This is a genomic window from Vibrio sp. La 4.2.2, assembly GCF_027586995.1.
Classification (GTDB): Bacteria; Pseudomonadota; Gammaproteobacteria; order Enterobacterales; family Vibrionaceae; genus Vibrio; species Vibrio mediterranei.
The window spans coordinates 382358-398976 of sequence record NZ_JAPPTJ010000003.1; the positions used below are offsets into that span (position 1 = coordinate 382358).

Below are 16619 nucleotides of genomic sequence, written 5' to 3' on the forward strand. Positions count from 1 at the left end.
TATAATGTCGTCTTCACAGACGTCGAAACCAGATAATGCGACCTTAAAAATCGCGGTCGCACATTATTGCAAAGAATTCTGTTAGACGCACCAAGTTTCTTACCTTTATTAGTAAGAAAACATTGACCTATTATTGGAATGGCGTTGGGTCACCAGCCCCGGTTCTTAGGACCTTCGCGTCATCATCACTGAAGTCGATTACTGTGGTTGGTTGTTCACCCAAATAACCACCATTCAATATACAGTCAACCGCATGTTCCAGTTGGTCGCGAATCTCTTCTGGATCCGATTCTGTTACTTCGTTGCCCGGTAAAATCAATGACGTTGACATTAAAGGCTCGCCTAAAGCTTCTAACAGATCCAAAGCGATTTGGTTGTCAGGAACACGAATACCTATTGTCTTACGTTTAGGATTCATCAAACGACGAGGAACTTCTTTAGTCCCTTTAAAAATAAAAGTATAAGGGCCAGGAGTATTGTTCTTCAACAAACGGAAAGCGGTGTTGTCTACTCGAGCATAGAGAGATAGCTCAGACAAATCTCGACATAATAATGTGAAGTTGTGTTTATCATCCAAACGACGAATTTGACAGATACGCTCTAGCGCCTGTTTGTTCTCAAGCTGACACCCCAATGCATAACCAGAATCGGTTGGATAAATAATCACACCACCATTTCGAACAATGGCAACCGCCTGATTGATCAAGCGTGCTTGTGGGTTTTCTGGGTGTACGTAAAAAAATTGACTCATTGTTATTCCTTCAAGCTTTTAGGATGCTCTCGGTACAACCTTCCATGTTGTTCGACTTCAAGAGCGATCTCTTAACTACTGCATGCAGCATCCCCACTATCTAGTGTAGCGTTGTCCAGAGAGGTTGCTGTCTTTAATGATAATTGGTCCCATACTGGTTCTACTCCAGATGGAAGCCATAAATTCCTGCCTAACTCCATCCAAGGTGACGGGTAATGGAAATCCGACCCTTGTGAAGCTAATAGATTGTATTGTATCGCATAATCGGCAAGGTTGCGTCTTTCTTGAAGACTTTGTTGTGGCTGTGCTACTTCCATGGCATCGCCGTTAGCCTCACAAAATGCAGCGATCAGTCGCTTGAGCCACTTTGCGGTTAATTGGTAGCGCCCTGGATGAGCGAGAACTGCCACTCCTCCCGCACTATGAATCGCCGCAACAGCTTCTTGCATTGAACACCAGTTGGGCGGCACATAACCGGTATTATTGCGCGTCATATATTTCTTAAACACTTGTTGCATGGTTTTAGCATAGCCATTATCCACCAACCACTTTGCAAAGTGTGCTCGAGTGATTGGGGCATCTCCCGCGATAAGCTTTACTTCTTCGAGAACACCTTCACGAGTAGCCTTTTCTAACCTATGTGCAATGAGTTCGGAGCGCTCAACACGTCTTGCTTGCTGAGCTTCAATAAGCGCTAACAGTTCAGGAGAATCAAGTGACACACCCAGCCCCACAATATGAATGTCTTTGTTCTGCCAGACGGTCGAGATTTCAATGCCATTAACCAACTCAATCGGCAGTGACTGTTGCTCAATAAGTTCAAGCGCTTCGGGAATCGCATCCAAAGTATCATGGTCAGTAATAGCAAGAACCTTGACATCAAAACCAATTGCTCTGTCTAAAAGTTCGGCAACCGATAGTCGGCCATCTGAGGCTGTGGTATGGCTATGTAAATCTATCTTCATTTTTTCACAATTTCGGTTGACTTTCGCACCACGAACTAGTTAACTAGTACGCAGATACATTATTTGAGTTAAGCACGTATGTTACTAGATATTCATACAATCAAAAAACCTTTAAACCGTATGGTTAATTCTCTACAAGGTTGGTGGCGCACTTGGACACAATCCGAGTGGGCTTTTTTGCGTGCATAATCAAAACCTAATTTGATTAAAGCCCACTCAAACGAGTGGGCTTTTTTGTTTTTCGATTTAACTGATTAATTAAGCAACAAATTGAACCTATTCAACGTTGGGCAAACGTTTTAATTATGCGAGTATGTATCAAGATTGTTGCAAAAGCAGATTCAAAGAATTTAGAGGAGGTTTTGTGAACAAAGCCATTACCATCAAAAAGCAAGGTCGTTTGGAAGTACTGTCATTGCAAGTACCTTATACCCAAGATCCGACTCGACTGTTTCATACGCTATGTGAAAACAAAACAGACAGTCTGTTGCTTGAGTCTGCTGAGATTGACTCTAAACAAGATCTCCAAAGTCTGCTTATCGTTGATTCAGCGGTAAGAATTGTTTGTGAGGGTCACAAAGTTCGCTACGAAGCCCTAACCACAAACGGCGTTAACTTGCTCAATATCATTGCTCAGAATCTTGCTGAAGGCATTGAATTTACCCTACAAGAACGTGAGTTGGTCGTTCAGTTTGAGATGCCTGATGATACGCTTGACGAAGATTCTAGACTTCGTGAAGCCTCTTCTTTTGATGCACTTCGTCTTGTACAACACAGTTTCGACCTGACAGGCCAAGATAAAAATGCATTATTTATGGGTGGGCTTTTCGCTTATGACATCGTTGCCAACTTCGAACCACTAGGTGATGCTAAACAATCAAACCAATGTCCAGACTTCGTATTTTACGTTGCAGAGAGCCTACTTGTTGTTGACCACCAAAAAGAATCCTGCGACTTGCATACAACGTTGTTCAATCATGATGAAGATGAATTAGCTCGTATCCGAGGAAGGATTCTACAAATCAGTCAGCAATGCGATGACCTAAAACTTGTTCCAGAGGCGAAGAAAGTTGAAGGTATCGAAGAGAGCGTTAGTATCTCTGATGAAGATTTCTGCCAGATAGTAAGAGATTTAAAAGAGTACGTCGTTCGTGGCGACATTTTCCAAGTCGTTCCATCACGCCGTTTCACGCTGCCATGCCCTTCTCCGCTTGCAGCATACAAAGAGCTGAAGCAAAGCAACCCAAGTCCATACATGTTCTATATGCAGGACGAGTTGTTCACCCTCTTTGGTGCATCACCAGAAAGTGCACTCAAATACGGTTCTGACTCCAATCAAATTGAAATCTACCCTATTGCCGGCACACGACGTCGCGGTAAAAACGCCGATGGCTCCATCAACAAAGATCTCGACAGCCGCATTGAACTTGAACTGCGTAGCGACATGAAAGAGAACGCTGAGCACATGATGCTGGTCGACTTAGCTCGTAACGATGTTGCGCGTATCGCAGAACCCGGCACTAGGCATGTCGCCGATCTGCTTCAAACAGACCGTTATAGTCACGTCATGCATTTGGTGTCCCGTGTTGTTGGTCAGCTCCGTGGTGATCTCGATGCCCTTCATGGCTACCAAGCATGTATGAACATGGGAACACTTACAGGCGCACCAAAGATTCGTGCGATGCAGCTCATTCGTCAATTTGAAGGACAAACACGTGGTAGCTATGGTGGAGCAGTTGGTTACATGAATGGTGCTGGTGATCTTGATACGTGTATCGTAATACGCTCCGCCTATGTGGAGGATGGTATTGCTCAGGTTCAAGCCGGCGCAGGTGTTGTATTTGATTCCGACCCGCAGTCTGAGGCAGACGAAACACGAGGCAAAGCACAAGCTGTTATTTCTGCAATCAAAACGGCGCACAAGGGGTAATCACGATGTCTACTACTATTTCCAGCAAAGCCAACATTGTGTTTGTCGACAACTTCGATTCATTTACCTACAACCTTGTCGACCAATTCCGTAGTTTAGGCCACAACGTAAAAATCTATCGTAATCATATTGCCGCAAACGTCATAGCTAACGCGGTGCTTGAATTGGACAATCCGGTGGTTGTACTTTCTCCTGGCCCAGGCGCGCCAGCAGATGCCGGGTGCATGCCAGAACTCATCAAAACACTGCGTGGCAAAGTCCCCATGATCGGTATTTGTCTAGGTCACCAAGCGATCGTAGAAGCTTACGGTGGTGTGGTAGCTGGTGCTGGAGAAATCATTCACGGCAAAGTCTCGATGATGGCTCACGATAACCACAGCATTTATCAAGGACTGCCGTCACCAATGGCCATCGCACGTTATCACTCCTTGGTCGCAACAACAGTGCCTGACAGCCTAAATATCACTGCAGAGGTCGATGGTTTGGTTATGTCTGTAGCGCATGAACAAGACCGCGTCTGCGGTTTTCAGTATCACCCAGAGTCGATCATGACGACGTATGGTGCAACGCTGTTAAGTAACGCTATTGCGTGGGCAACGAAACAGCTTTAATCATTCAAACAACTGAACCAAATTCAAGGAATCGTAATCATGGAAACTATTATTAATAAACTTTACGACCAACAAGACCTGTCTCAACAAGAGAGCCAGCAGTTGTTTGACACTATCATTAAAGGGGAACTTGACCCTATTTTGATGTCTGCCGCGTTGACCGCTCTGAAAATCAAAGGTGAAACCCCAGAGGAGATCGCTGGTGCAGCCAAAGCGCTATTAGCCAATGCCAACCCCTTTCCCCGTCCTGACTATGACTTCGCAGATATCGTGGGTACTGGCGGCGATGGAGCCAACACTATCAACATTTCCACAACCGCGGCATTTGTTGCCGCAGCTTGTGGTCTAAAAATAGCGAAGCATGGTAACCGCGGTGTGTCGAGCAAATCTGGTTCTTCTGACCTGCTCGACTCTTTTGGTATCAACCTAGCGATGTCTGCCGAGGACACACGCAAAGCCGTTGATGATATTGGTGTTGCGTTCCTATTTGCACCGCAATATCACGGTGGTGTTCGTCATGCAATGCCGGTTCGCCAAACCATGAAAACTCGTACTATCTTCAATATTTTGGGTCCACTGATTAACCCAGCAAGACCAAACATCGAATTGATGGGCGTTTATGACGCGAAACTGGTTCGTCCTATCGCAGAAACCATGCTACAAATGGGGATGAAGCGTGCAGCTGTAGTACACGGTAGCGGTCTAGACGAAGTAGCAATTCATGGCGAAACGCTAGTAGCAGAAATCAAAGACGGGAAAATTACCGAGTACACGTTAACACCAGAAGATTTCGGCTTAGATGCTCATCCACTTGAGGCTATCAAAGGTGGTGAGCCAGAAGAAAACCGCGCAATCATCACCAATATGTTGACCGGAAAAGGGACTGACGCTCAACTTGGCGCTGTTGCTGTCAACGTTGCATTATTGATGAAACTGTTTGGGCATGACGACCTTAAGTCCAATGCTCAACAAGCGATAGACGCAATGAATTCAGGTAAAGCGTATCAGCTCGTTCAGCAACTCGCTGAGCGCGGATAAACCATCGACGACAACATAGGAAAAGAAAATGGAAACGGTATTAGCAAAAATCGTCGAAGACAAAAAAATCTGGGTTGCGGCTCGTAAAGAGTCTCAACCGCTAGAAAGCTTTAAGGCCGATCTAGTGCCATCAGATCGCAGCTTTTATGGAGCGCTGTCTACAGGAAAAGCTGCCTTCATTCTTGAGTGCAAAAAAGCGTCCCCATCTAAAGGGTTAATCCGCGACGATTTCGACTTGGACTACATAGCCTCGGTATACAACAACCACGCAAGCGCGATCTCTGTTTTGACCGATGAGAAGTATTTCCAAGGTAACTTTGACTTCCTACCCCAAGTTCGTCGTCAGGTTAAACAGCCAGTGCTGTGTAAAGACTTTATGATTGACACTTATCAGGTCTATCTTGCTCGCCACTACAATGCTGACGCTATTCTTTTGATGCTTTCAGTACTCAATGATGACGAATATCGTGAGCTTGCAGCCGTTGCAGAGTCTCTCAACCTTGGTATTCTCACCGAAGTAAGTAACGAAGAAGAACTAGAGCGAGCTATTGCACTTAAGGCGAAAGTTGTCGGTATCAACAATCGCAACCTTCGTGACCTGTCGGTGAATCTTGAACGCACTAAGGAGCTTGCTCCAAAACTTCCTGAAGGAACCATCATCATCTCTGAATCTGGTATTTATAACCACCAGCAAGTTCGAGATCTTTGTCCGTTTGCTAATGGCTTCCTAATCGGTAGTTCGCTCATGGCAGAAGACAACTTAGAACTTGCCGTTCGTAAAGTGCTGTTCGGAGAAAACAAAGTGTGTGGCCTGACCCAAGCAGACGATGCGGCAAAAGCTTACCAGGCTGGCGCCGTAAAAGGTGGTTTGATTTTCGTAGAAAAGTCTCCGCGCTACGTCGATTTAGAATCAGCTCGCATGGTCATGAGTGGCGCTCCACTTGAGTTTGTTGGCGTATTTCAAAACCATAACCCGGAGTTTGTCGCAGGTACAGCAAATCAACTGAAACTGTCTGCGGTACAGCTGCACGGTAACGAAGACCAAGCCTACGTAGATACACTCAAACCTCTTCTTAATGAAGATATAAAAGTGTGGAAAGCACACGGTGTCACCGATGAGCTGCCAGACCTAAACAGCATCAATGTTGACCGCCACTTATTAGATGCCAAGGTGGGTGAACAATCAGGCGGTACCGGAAAGAGCTTTGATTGGCAATTATTAAATAACACCACTGACATTATGCTAGCTGGAGGACTGTCTCCTGAGAATGTTAAGCAAGCTAGTGAGCTTGGATGTATCGGCTTAGATCTCAATTCGGGCGTTGAGTCCGCACCGGGTAAGAAAGATGCCGAAAAACTCAACCAAGCCTTCGCATTAATTCGAGATTACTAAAACTTGCTCTAGTACGAGTAACAAGTTTCAACTTAAGGAATTTACCATGTCTAAATTAGATGCCTATTTTGGCGAATACGGTGGACAATTTGTTCCACAGATCCTTGTCCCAGCACTGGATCAACTAGAGCAAGCCTTTATCGACGCTCAGGATGACCCTGAATTTCGTTCAGAGTTTATGTCCCTACTGCAAGAATACGCAGGGCGTCCAACGGCGCTAACACTAACTCGCAACCTCACCAAAGGCACCAAGACGAAGCTTTACCTTAAACGTGAAGATTTACTTCACGGTGGAGCTCACAAAACCAACCAAGTACTTGGCCAAGCTTTGCTTGCCAAACGTATGGGTAAAAACGAAATTATTGCCGAAACAGGCGCTGGTCAGCATGGGGTTGCAACAGCACTTGCTTGTGCGTTGCTTGGACTAAAATGCCGAGTATATATGGGTGCAAAAGACGTAGAACGTCAAAGCCCTAACGTTTTCCGCATGCGTCTGATGGGTGCTGAGGTAATTCCTGTTCATTCTGGTTCAGCAACACTAAAAGATGCCTGTAATGAAGCTCTACGTGACTGGTCAGCCAGCTACGAAGATGCGCACTACTTACTAGGTACAGCGGCAGGCCCTCACCCGTTCCCAACCATTGTACGTGAATTCCAACGTATGATTGGTGAAGAGACCAAAAATCAAATCCTAGCACGTGAAGGGGTTCTTCCTGACGCTGTTATTGCCTGTGTCGGCGGAGGCTCAAATGCCATTGGCATGTTTGCAGACTTTATTGAAGAAGAGAGCGTTCGCTTAATCGGTGTAGAGCCTGCTGGACTAGGGATTGATACAGACCAACACGGCGCGCCATTAAAGCATGGTACTACTGGTATCTTCTTCGGCATGAAAGCACCACTTATGCAAGATCCACATGGCCAAATAGAAGAGTCTTATTCCGTATCTGCAGGTCTCGATTTCCCATCCGTTGGACCACAGCACGCTTATCTAAATAGTATTGGTCGAGCAGAATACGAGTCTATTTCTGACGACGAAGCGCTCGAATCATTCCAAGAGCTAGCGCGCGGAGAAGGTATTATCCCAGCTCTTGAGTCTTCACACGCACTGGCTTACGCGTTAAAGATGGCACGCGAAAACCCAGAGAAGGAACAACTTCTCGTTGTTAACCTATCAGGGCGCGGAGACAAAGATATATTCACCGTTCACGATATCTTAAAAGAAAAAGGAGTTATGTAATGAGCCTGAATCAAGATCGCTACAAAGAAATGTTTCAACGCCTAGGCGAGAAGAATCAAGGCGCTTTCGTTCCTTTCGTGACAATGGGAGATCCGAATCCAGAGCTGTCTCTGAAAATCATCGAAACCTTAGTTGAGTCTGGCGCTGATGCGCTAGAGCTTGGCATGCCGTTTTCAGACCCTCAAGCTGACGGTCCTACTATTCAAGGCGCAAACATTCGTGCCTTGGACTCAAAAACCACACCGACTATATGTTTTGAGCTACTGGCAAAAATACGCTCAAAATACCCAGAGCTTCCAATTGGATTGCTCATGTACGCAAACCTCGTCTATTCAGGTGGCGTTGACACTTTCTATAAGAAATGCGCGGAAGTGGGCGTCGACTCAGTACTAATCGCTGACGTTCCAACTAACGAAAGCAAAGAGTTTGTTGAAGCGGCTCATAAGCACGGTATTCACCCTATCTTTATTGCGCCACCAACAGCGAGTGAAGAAACCATTCAGCAAGTGGCAAAACTAGGCGGCGGCTATACCTACCTGCTTTCGAGAGCTGGGGTAACTGGTACTGAAACTAAAGCTAATATGCCTATGAATACTCAGCTAGATAAACTCACTAAACATGATGCTCCGCCATCATTACTTGGTTTTGGTATTTCTGAGCCGAAGCAAGTCTCTGAAGCATTGGCTGCTGGTGCTGCAGGAGCTATCTCTGGCTCTGCGGTCGTTAAAATCATCGAAAACAACTTGGCAGAGCCCGAAAAAATGCTAAACAAACTTTCTGAATTTGTTAAAGCGATGAAAGCAGCGACACAAAAATAGGCGTTTTTTTAGACAGTTCATTTTGCCCTTTCATAACAAAAAAGTTGCGCCAATTGCGCAACTTTTTTTTTACATCTCAACCTTCATAACTATTATCAATATCTTTCAATCCGTAAGTAATTATTAACCAAATTCAAAGCAAACGTTTGCTATCGGTCAATAGAACAGCATTCCTTCTAATATTCTTATCTAAATCACCTCTAATTGATTTCTATCTATTGCTAACAGTGCTAATAAAGTGTAAAAACTCCAACGAACATTAGTCTGACATTTGCCGTTCATCTGGAAGACTATGCTAGGATTTTATAATTTATTAGCACAGGAGTTAAGGAAGTGTTAAAAGAAAAGTTGATGCTAAACAATATTGGCGTCCAAGTCGTGATTGCAATGATCCTAGGTACCCTAATCGGGGCCGTAATGGGTGAATCTGCGTCTATGTTTGCCCCATTGGGTACTATCTTTATTAATTTAATTAAGATGTTAGTCATTCCTTTGGTTGCTGTAGCTCTGATTTCAGGTGCTGCTGGTCTTGGCAACAGTAGTAACGCAGGTAAAGTTGGTGTCACCACACTAGCTTATTTTGGTTTAACTTCAGCTCTAGCAGTGGCGTTAGCGCTTGTTATGGGTGAAGTGTTCCAACCAGGTATTAATATCGATACAGCAGGCATCGAGGGCATGTTCTCTGCTGAATACGCTTCTAAGGGCGACCTACCTTCTTTCTGGGCAACCATTACAGGTATGATCCCGACCAACGTTTTTCAGTCCTTAAATGAAGCAAACATCCTACAGATCTTGGTGTTCTGCCTATTCTTTGGTATCGGCCTTTCTAAACTAGAAGAAACCCGTCGCAACCCTCTTCTTAATGGCGTGAACGCAATTGTTGATGTTATGGTGTGGATGATCAACAAAGTGATGATCATCGCTCCTATCGGCGTATTCGGCCTAATGGCAGAAGCCGTTGGCACCTTCGGTTTTGGTGCGCTAATGGTTGTGTTCAAGCTGTTCGTCGTCTACATCGCAGCCATTCTTATCTTCGGCTTTGTTGTATACCCTCTAATGATTCAAGTGTTTACAAAGACCTCAGCGAAGAAGTTCATTAGTGCCATGAAAAAGCCTCAAGCAGTTGCGCTTTCGACGGCTTCTTCAATGGCGACACTGCCTGTGACTATGGACACAGTAGAAAAAGAGTTAGGTGTTAAGAACTCGACAGCATCGTTCGTACTGCCACTTGGTGCGACCATCAATATGTCTGGTAACGCAATTTACTATGGTTTGGTAGCTATCTTCTTTGCACAGTTATTCAATATCGATCTTTCAATGGGCGCATACATTGCTATCATCGTGACATCGACATTGGGTGCGGTTGGTCAAGCCGGTGTTCCTGGTCCGTCATTCCTTGTCGTAGCGGTACTACTGGCGGCAGGCATTCCTATTGAAGGCCTACCTCTGTTATTCGCTCTAGACCGTATCTTCGACATGATTCGTACTGCTCTAAACATCACTGGTGATGCAGCTTGTGCGGTCATCGTAGATGCTCTGGTTGAAGAAGAAACACAAGAGGCTGAGTTACAAAAACAACAAGCGTAACTTTAGTCATTAAACAGATTTCAAGGGTTGTCACTTTATAGTGACAACCCTTTTTTATATAAAACTGTTTTAATATGTGTTTTTCTACTAGGTTATTTATGGTTACAAACAAAAGGAGTTTGACGTACCCATGGGAAAGATAATCTTTTATATGCCGACACCAACCTCTGACGCTCGAGCTTGGATGGAGTATGGTGAAATGACCGACGAGGATGGCAATTTCTCTGACAACATAATGCATCGCAAAAACCATCGCTGGATACAACATCTTGCTACGACCAAAGATAAAGAAGCCATTCAGATCTGGTATCAAAAAGGCGTTACCATTAACGAGCTAGTCAATATTTCTAATGATGATCAAATATATATCCGTGGACATGGATTCCCGGGGAAAGAACATATCACCATGGCTAAATGCTGGGGCACTGTCGTAGGTCACAGGTTTGTCGTCGACCGACTAAAAGAAAATGGCCTTCCAAAGACTTTTACAGGCAAAATCAAATGCTATAACTGTAACAGTGCCTCCTGGGTAAATGGTCAGCGAAGCTTCGCTCAAGCTCTTGCTGATTATATGTATGGCTGGGGCTACGATAAATGTACTTACTACGGTTACAGAGGAAAGCTCGACTCCTACTATAAAAACGGATTTGATGGCATACACAAGTACATCCGTGGCGGCAATTTCACCGATGGTGTGTGCCGAGCCAGTGATGCCAGGGTGCAAATAAAACCGCAGGATCTTAATCCCCCTCAGTACGCATCGATCTCTGGTTTAAAAAAACCTATCACCGAATAGTGTATTAGGAATAGAAGATTAACAAAGGCCCGACTTTTCGGGTCTTTCTAACTCGTCTCGTCACTGGCACACCTCCCTTGGTCCCGAGCATCTTCATCACCAATTTGTTCAAATTGTTTTGTATTGGCAAAGTTTTGGTTACACTGTCGTGAATCATCACTGAAAGGTTTGCGATAAACATGAAGCAACTACTTGATTTTATTCCACTGATTATCTTTTTCGTTCTATATAAAATGCAAGATATCTACGTGGCAACGGGCGCATTAATCGTCGCAACCGCAGTTCAAATCGTCATCACCTATTTCCTATATAAGAAAGTCGAGAAAATGCAGGTCATTACATTCTTAATGGTCGCTGTGTTTGGTGGCATGACGATATTCTTGCACGATGACAACTTCATAAAATGGAAAGTAACTATTGTTTACGTGATATTTGCGATAGGTCTAGCGGTTAGTCATGCGATGGGGCGAAGCGCTATTAAAGGTATGCTGGGTAAAGAAATCACCTTACCTGACGCGGTTTGGACCAAAGTAAACTATGCGTGGGTCGGCTTCTTTTCTTTCTGCGCGGGTTTGAACATTTACGTCGCTTACTCCCTTCCACTCGACGTTTGGGTCAACTTTAAAGTCTTCGGCCTATTGGCAGCTACCCTGCTCTTCACCATTCTCACTGGCGTGTATATCTACAAACACATTCCGAAAGATGAAGAAGGCAAACCTGCCAAAAATGAGAACCAAGATCATACATCTTGATTCAAGGCGGAAGTTTTGTATACTCCGCAGATAATTGAAAACAGCGACCTACGGGTCGCTGTCTTGTTTCAGGAAGACTATAACCATGACCAATACAACATCAAACACACCTAAAGGCCAACCTATAATTCGCACTCTGGCTATGCCTGAGAATACCAACGCGAATGGCGATATATTTGGTGGTTGGATTATGTCTCAATTGGACTTAGCCGGCGGTATCCTGGCGAAAGAGATCTCTCATGGCCGTATCGTAACGGTTTCAGTTTCAGGAATCACGTTCAAGCACCCCGTAAAAGTTGGCGATGTGGTTTGCTGCTACGGTGAATGCACCAAAATTGGTAACACCTCAATGACTATCAATCTAGAAGTATGGGTTAAACCAGTAAGTCTAGAGGGTGTCGGTGACCGTTACCAAGTATGTGAAGCTACCTTCCATTACGTTGCCATTGATGCAAATGGACGCCCTCGTCCAATTAATCCAAATTAAAGCGGTTCTAGCGATGACTTTTCCGTGAAAAAATGACATCTTAAGAGGACATGACTATTTGAAGGAAACAAATATGTGGTACGTTATTTTTTCACAAGACGTTGAGAACTCGCTAGAAAAACGTCTCAGCGTTCGCCCACAACATCTGGAAAGACTTCAAACACTCCAAGATGAAGGTCGATTGCTCACCGCAGGCCCAATGCCAGCCATTGACAGTGATAATCCGGGAGATGCTGGGTTTACAGGCTCAACCGTTATTGCTGAGTTCAAGTCGTTAGCGGCAGCGCAACAATGGGCAGATGCCGACCCGTACATTGAAGCTGGTGTTTATGCTAACGTTGTCGTTAAACCATTTAAGAAAGTATTCTAAAGGCGAACGATGAAAAAATCTCTTTGGATGGCTCTCACGGCAGTGACCGTGTTAGCGGGCTGTTCTAGCGCCAATGATGACCAACAGCGTCAGATAGAAATGCTAGCTCAAAGCCGCGCTAGCGTGTTGTCTTCTGGTTTGCCTATTGAGCAAGGCCCGTTGTCCATAATGAAGGCCTCAACCAACAAAGGCACGGTTGAAATTATGATGATCTACAATACCGATGCCAAAGGCGCTAAACCGCTTGATACGGTATTGCGTAACAGCATGAACTATTACTGTACCGATCGTGAAGTGAAATCAAACCTGGATATGGGTTTGGCCTACCGGATCAAAATTCGCAACTCGCGCGGTCAACTTATGGTAGACCAGCTTGTCACCAAAGACTATTGCGACAAGCCGCCTGCCAACTAATTCGAATCATCGAAAAAAAGGCTTGCATCTGCAAGCCTTTTCTATTTTTCTACCGATTAACTTAGCTTTTTACGCAAATTACTCGCAGCTTTCACCAAGTTGTTTAATGATGCTTCCGTTTCTTCCCAGTTACGTGTTTTTAAACCGCAGTCTGGGTTCACCCATAGTCTCTCTACAGGAATGCGCTCAGCCGCTTTCTCAATCAACTGCTCAATCCATTCAACGGTCGGGATGTTTGGAGAGTGAATATCGTAAACCCCCGGCCCAATCTCATTTGGATAGTTAAACTCTTCAAACGCATTTAGCAGTTCCATATTTGAACGAGAAGTTTCAATGGTAATCACGTCTGCATCTAACGCAGCCACAGATTCAATGATTTCATTGAACTCGCTGTAACACATATGAGTGTGTATTTGAGTTTCTGGTTTAGCACTTGCCGCGGACACTTTGAACGCTTTCACCGCCCACTCTAAATATGCTTTATGGTCACGCTGTTTTAACGGTAAACCCTCGCGAATTGCAGGTTCGTCAATCTGAATGATATTAATTCCAGCGTTCTGCAAATCATTAACTTCATCTTGAAGTGCTAATGCAAGCTGATTGGCTATCGTTTCTCGCGTCACATCCTCACGAGGGAACGTCCAGCATAAGATGGTCACAGGCCCCGTTAACATACCTTTCATTGGTTTTGAGGTTAACGACTGAGCATAGGTTGACCACTCGACTGTCATTGGCTTGTCACGTTCGATATCAGCAACCACGATGGCAGGTTTAACACAGCGCGATCCATAACTCTGTACCCAACCAAATTGAGTAGTTTGAAAGCCTGAAAGATTCTCTGCAAAATACTCCACCATATCATTACGTTCAGCTTCACCGTGCACCAAAACATCTAATCCGGTGGCTTCCTGTCGCTCTACCGTATCTTTGATAAACGCATGCATAGCAGTTTGATAACTTGGGAAATCAATGTCATTACGTTTGTACGCCGCACGTGTTTGTCGAACTTCAGAGGTTTGCGGGAACGAACCTATCGTCGTAGTTGGCAATAAAGGAAGCTTCAATACTTCTTTCTGATGATGGGCTCGCTCATCATAAGGTGCGCAGCGATCACCGTTGGTTTGGCCCAAAGCGGCAACACGCTTTTGAACCTCAGGCTTATTTACCCAAGTCGATAGCTCACGCTCTATAATGGGTTGACTGTATTGAGCACAATACTGTTTTGCATCTTCATCGCCATCTAATGCCTTAGCCAACCATTGCACTTCACTAACCTTCTGTTTGGCAAAAGAGAACCAGTTTTTTGTCCCTTCTGGAAGTTTGGTTTCCAGTTCTAAATCAACCGGGCTGTGTAGCAAAGAGCATGAGGTGGCCACCCACAAGCGTTCACCAAGCTTTTCTTTTACTGGCTGCAATTGTTGGAGCTTACTGTGTAAATTTGCGCGCCATACATTTCGACCATTGATAGTACCGACCGATAACACCCAATCTTCTGGTAATTGATCAACCACGATATCTAGCTGTTCAGGAGCCGCAGCCACATCAATGTGCAGGCCATCAACACTTAGTTGCTTAATCACATCTAACGATTCAACAACCGAGTCAAAATAGGTTGTCAGTAGCACCTTCACATCACTTCTAATTACCTGATAAGCCAGCTTAAAACTACTTAGCCATGGCTTTGGAAGCTCAAGAGATAGTATTGGCTCATCAATTTGTACCCACTCTACACCCAGTTTTTCTAGCTTCGCTAAGATAGCTTGGTAGGCTGTCAAAAGACGTGGCAACAGCGTGAGTCTATCAAAACCGTCTTCGACTTCTTTACCAAGGTAAAGGTAACTCAACGGGCCTAGAAGCACAGGTTTCACATTACTGCTGTTTTGCTGAGCTTCATTTATTTCATCAAATAACTGGGTCCAACTTACTTGAAAACTATCTTGAGAGGAAAACTCAGGAACAATGTAGTGATAGTTTGTGTTAAACCACTTCGTCATGTCTGACGCTGCTTCGCCACTGCAACCGCACTGAGCCTGTGACTGACCTCGCCCTACACGAAAAAGCGTATCAAGGTCAGGAAAGCCTTTAGCATGTCGCTTTGGCACATGGCCTAGTAGTAGGCTGGTACTAAGTACATGGTCATACCAAGCAAAATCACCCGCTGTCACGAAAGATAGTTCATTGTCGCGTTGCAGCGCCCAGTTATTCTGTTTGATGTTACTTGCAGTTTGCTTGAGAGCAGCTTGGTCGCTCTCCCCTTTCCAGTATTTTTCTAGAGCAAATTTGAGTTCGCGTTTTTCACCGATGCGTGGATAGCCAAGAATGTGCGTTACTGTCATGTTGATGTCCTTTATCTGAAGCAGTCTGGATGGCTAAACTATCCCCCAGCCAATAAATATGAACAATCTCAAATTATTCACATTGAATATGAAATTAATTCAACAACAGATAGAAAACACTTTTGGACGTCTAGATGTTTACACATCTTATGAATCACGTTAAGTTAATAGTTAAGGGAACAGGATGAGGGATATTCATGATAGAGCTAAAGCACTTAAAAACATTGGCATCGCTACGAGATACAGGATCACTAACTGCGACCGCCACATCGCTACACCTAACTCAGTCCGCCCTCTCTCATCAACTAAAGGACTTAGAAGCGCGTATCGGCTCACCGTTGTTTATTCGCAAGACACGCCCAGTTCGATTTACCTCAGAAGGTGAGATACTGCTCAACCTCGCGAACGAAATTCTTCCACGCATCGCGCAAGCAGAAGGTGATTTAGCGGGTCTCAAGGAAGACATCAACGGTCGTTTACACATGGCCATAGACTGTCATTCTTGCTTTCAGTGGCTGATGCCCGCTTTGAAAGAGTACCAACTCGCTTGGCCACATGTAGAGCTTGATTTTTCCTCTGGCTTTGGCTTTGAGCCTATTCCTGCTTTGGTTGCTGGAGAGCTAGATCTGGTGATTACCTCTGATATTCAGCCGCGATCTGAAATTCATTATGAACCCCTGTTCGATTTCGAGATGCGTTTAGTCACGTCCATCTCTCACCCATTAGCAGAAAAATCTGTAATTGAACCCGAAGATCTATCAGAGCAGACCTTATTGACGTATCCGGTTCAAAAGCAACGTCTTGATATAGTCAAACATTTCTTAACCCCAGCAGGGATAGAACCAAAGAAATGGAAGCAAGCTGACAACACCTTAATGTTGGTACAAATGGTTTCGGCGGGTTTAGGGGTCGCTGCTTTACCTAACTGGGCAGTGAGTGAGTTTTCTCGTCAAGGATTAATTACCAGCAAGCCACTGGGACAAGGGCTTTGGCGAAGACTCTTTGCTGCGGTGAGAAATGGAGAAAAGGATAAACACTATCTGCAGGCATTTTTCGGCACAGCAAGAACGCAATGTCAGCAACATCTGGAAGGTATCAAGATAGCTTAAGTTCTATTGTAATAGTCCATTCAAA

At 44.7% G+C, this 16619-nt stretch carries 16 protein-coding genes and 1 other annotated feature; of the genes, 13 read left to right on the forward strand and 3 right to left on the reverse strand.

Annotated elements, in window-relative coordinates; genetic code table 11:
• Positions 1-130 precede the first annotated feature (130 nt).
• Positions 131-751: an L-threonylcarbamoyladenylate synthase gene (locus OH456_RS08115; RefSeq protein ID WP_062460921.1), complete on the reverse strand. Its 621-nt coding sequence runs from the start codon at positions 749-751 to the stop codon at positions 131-133.
• A gap of 71 nt (positions 752-822) precedes the next feature.
• The gene (gene rnm / locus OH456_RS08120; protein WP_252038917.1) at positions 823-1716 is read right to left on the reverse strand and encodes an RNase RNM; all 894 of its coding nucleotides are present in this window, start codon (positions 1714-1716) and stop codon (positions 823-825) included.
• A 135-nt stretch (positions 1717-1851) separates the two neighbouring features.
• Positions 1852-1954, forward strand: a sequence feature (Trp leader region).
• 126 nt (positions 1955-2080) lie between these two features.
• Between rnm and OH456_RS08125 the strand changes: the two genes are divergently transcribed.
• From OH456_RS08125 to gspS2, 12 genes are all read left to right on the forward strand, one after another.
• The gene (locus tag OH456_RS08125; RefSeq protein WP_107306758.1) at positions 2081-3646 is read left to right on the forward strand and encodes an anthranilate synthase component 1; all 1566 of its coding nucleotides are present in this window, start codon (positions 2081-2083) and stop codon (positions 3644-3646) included.
• Between the two features lie 5 nt (positions 3647-3651).
• The gene (locus OH456_RS08130) at positions 3652-4257 is read left to right on the forward strand and encodes an aminodeoxychorismate/anthranilate synthase component II (protein ID WP_270033237.1); all 606 of its coding nucleotides are present in this window, start codon (positions 3652-3654) and stop codon (positions 4255-4257) included.
• 39 nt (positions 4258-4296) lie between these two features.
• Positions 4297-5295 (forward strand): anthranilate phosphoribosyltransferase, encoded by a 999-nt coding sequence (trpD, locus tag OH456_RS08135; protein ID WP_239941983.1) that lies wholly within the window; start codon positions 4297-4299, stop codon positions 5293-5295.
• A gap of 28 nt (positions 5296-5323) precedes the next feature.
• Entirely contained in the window at positions 5324-6688 is a 1365-nt protein-coding gene (trpCF, locus tag OH456_RS08140; protein WP_270033238.1) for a bifunctional indole-3-glycerol-phosphate synthase TrpC/phosphoribosylanthranilate isomerase TrpF, read from the forward strand.
• A 46-nt stretch (positions 6689-6734) separates the two neighbouring features.
• Positions 6735-7925: a tryptophan synthase subunit beta gene (gene trpB, locus OH456_RS08145; RefSeq protein WP_006073854.1), complete on the forward strand. Its 1191-nt coding sequence runs from the start codon at positions 6735-6737 to the stop codon at positions 7923-7925.
• The gene (gene trpA, locus OH456_RS08150; RefSeq protein ID WP_240206650.1) at positions 7925-8743 is read left to right on the forward strand and encodes a tryptophan synthase subunit alpha; all 819 of its coding nucleotides are present in this window, start codon (positions 7925-7927) and stop codon (positions 8741-8743) included. Before trpB ends, trpA begins: the two co-directional genes overlap by 1 nt.
• 351 nt (positions 8744-9094) lie before the next feature.
• Positions 9095-10330 (forward strand): dicarboxylate/amino acid:cation symporter, encoded by a 1236-nt coding sequence (locus OH456_RS08155; RefSeq protein WP_124941237.1) that lies wholly within the window; start codon positions 9095-9097, stop codon positions 10328-10330.
• A 130-nt stretch (positions 10331-10460) separates the two neighbouring features.
• The gene (locus tag OH456_RS08160) at positions 10461-11126 is read left to right on the forward strand and encodes a hypothetical protein (RefSeq protein WP_051647683.1); all 666 of its coding nucleotides are present in this window, start codon (positions 10461-10463) and stop codon (positions 11124-11126) included.
• 179 nt (positions 11127-11305) lie between these two features.
• Positions 11306-11878, forward strand: coding sequence for a septation protein A (locus tag OH456_RS08165; RefSeq protein ID WP_240206648.1), 573 nt, complete (start codon positions 11306-11308; stop codon positions 11876-11878).
• An 85-nt stretch (positions 11879-11963) separates the two neighbouring features.
• Positions 11964-12365: an acyl-CoA thioester hydrolase YciA gene (gene yciA, locus OH456_RS08170; RefSeq protein ID WP_006071599.1), complete on the forward strand. Its 402-nt coding sequence runs from the start codon at positions 11964-11966 to the stop codon at positions 12363-12365.
• A gap of 73 nt (positions 12366-12438) precedes the next feature.
• Complete coding sequence (locus OH456_RS08175; protein WP_270033239.1) at positions 12439-12735, forward strand: YciI family protein; 297 nt, start codon at positions 12439-12441, stop codon at positions 12733-12735.
• Positions 12736-12744: 9 nt separating this feature from the next.
• A complete protein-coding gene (gene gspS2, locus OH456_RS08180) occupies positions 12745-13149 on the forward strand; it encodes a GspS/AspS pilotin family protein (RefSeq protein ID WP_270033240.1) in 405 nt (134 codons plus the stop codon).
• Between the two features lie 56 nt (positions 13150-13205).
• Here gspS2 and metE read toward each other — a convergent pair whose 3' ends face one another.
• The gene (gene metE / locus OH456_RS08185) at positions 13206-15485 is read right to left on the reverse strand and encodes a 5-methyltetrahydropteroyltriglutamate--homocysteine S-methyltransferase (protein WP_006071595.1); all 2280 of its coding nucleotides are present in this window, start codon (positions 15483-15485) and stop codon (positions 13206-13208) included.
• Between the two features lie 197 nt (positions 15486-15682).
• Here metE and metR point away from each other — a divergent pair, with 197 nt between their 5' ends.
• Complete coding sequence (gene metR, locus OH456_RS08190; RefSeq protein ID WP_006071594.1) at positions 15683-16594, forward strand: HTH-type transcriptional regulator MetR; 912 nt, start codon at positions 15683-15685, stop codon at positions 16592-16594.
• Positions 16595-16619: the final 25 nt, after the last annotated feature.

What these genes read in the sequence shown, in the direction of transcription:
- OH456_RS08115 (WP_062460921.1), bottom strand. Translation starts at nt 751, where the DNA reads ATGAGTCAATTTTTTTACGTACACCCAGAAAACCCACAAGCACGCTTG.
- rnm (WP_252038917.1), bottom strand. Translation starts at nt 1,716, where the DNA reads ATGAAGATAGATTTACATAGCCATACCACAGCCTCAGATGGCCGACTA.
- OH456_RS08130 (WP_270033237.1), top strand. Translation starts at nt 3,652, where the DNA reads ATGTCTACTACTATTTCCAGCAAAGCCAACATTGTGTTTGTCGACAAC.
- trpD (WP_239941983.1), top strand. Translation starts at nt 4,297, where the DNA reads ATGGAAACTATTATTAATAAACTTTACGACCAACAAGACCTGTCTCAA.
- trpCF (WP_270033238.1), top strand. Translation starts at nt 5,324, where the DNA reads ATGGAAACGGTATTAGCAAAAATCGTCGAAGACAAAAAAATCTGGGTT.
- trpB (WP_006073854.1), top strand. Translation starts at nt 6,735, where the DNA reads ATGTCTAAATTAGATGCCTATTTTGGCGAATACGGTGGACAATTTGTT.
- trpA (WP_240206650.1), top strand. Translation starts at nt 7,925, where the DNA reads ATGAGCCTGAATCAAGATCGCTACAAAGAAATGTTTCAACGCCTAGGC.
- OH456_RS08155 (WP_124941237.1), top strand. Translation starts at nt 9,095, where the DNA reads ATGCTAAACAATATTGGCGTCCAAGTCGTGATTGCAATGATCCTAGGT.
- OH456_RS08160 (WP_051647683.1), top strand. Translation starts at nt 10,461, where the DNA reads ATGGGAAAGATAATCTTTTATATGCCGACACCAACCTCTGACGCTCGA.
- OH456_RS08165 (WP_240206648.1), top strand. Translation starts at nt 11,306, where the DNA reads ATGAAGCAACTACTTGATTTTATTCCACTGATTATCTTTTTCGTTCTA.
- yciA (WP_006071599.1), top strand. Translation starts at nt 11,964, where the DNA reads ATGACCAATACAACATCAAACACACCTAAAGGCCAACCTATAATTCGC.
- OH456_RS08175 (WP_270033239.1), top strand. Translation starts at nt 12,439, where the DNA reads ATGTGGTACGTTATTTTTTCACAAGACGTTGAGAACTCGCTAGAAAAA.
- gspS2 (WP_270033240.1), top strand. Translation starts at nt 12,745, where the DNA reads ATGAAAAAATCTCTTTGGATGGCTCTCACGGCAGTGACCGTGTTAGCG.
- metE (WP_006071595.1), bottom strand. Translation starts at nt 15,485, where the DNA reads ATGACAGTAACGCACATTCTTGGCTATCCACGCATCGGTGAAAAACGC.
- metR (WP_006071594.1), top strand. Translation starts at nt 15,683, where the DNA reads ATGATAGAGCTAAAGCACTTAAAAACATTGGCATCGCTACGAGATACA.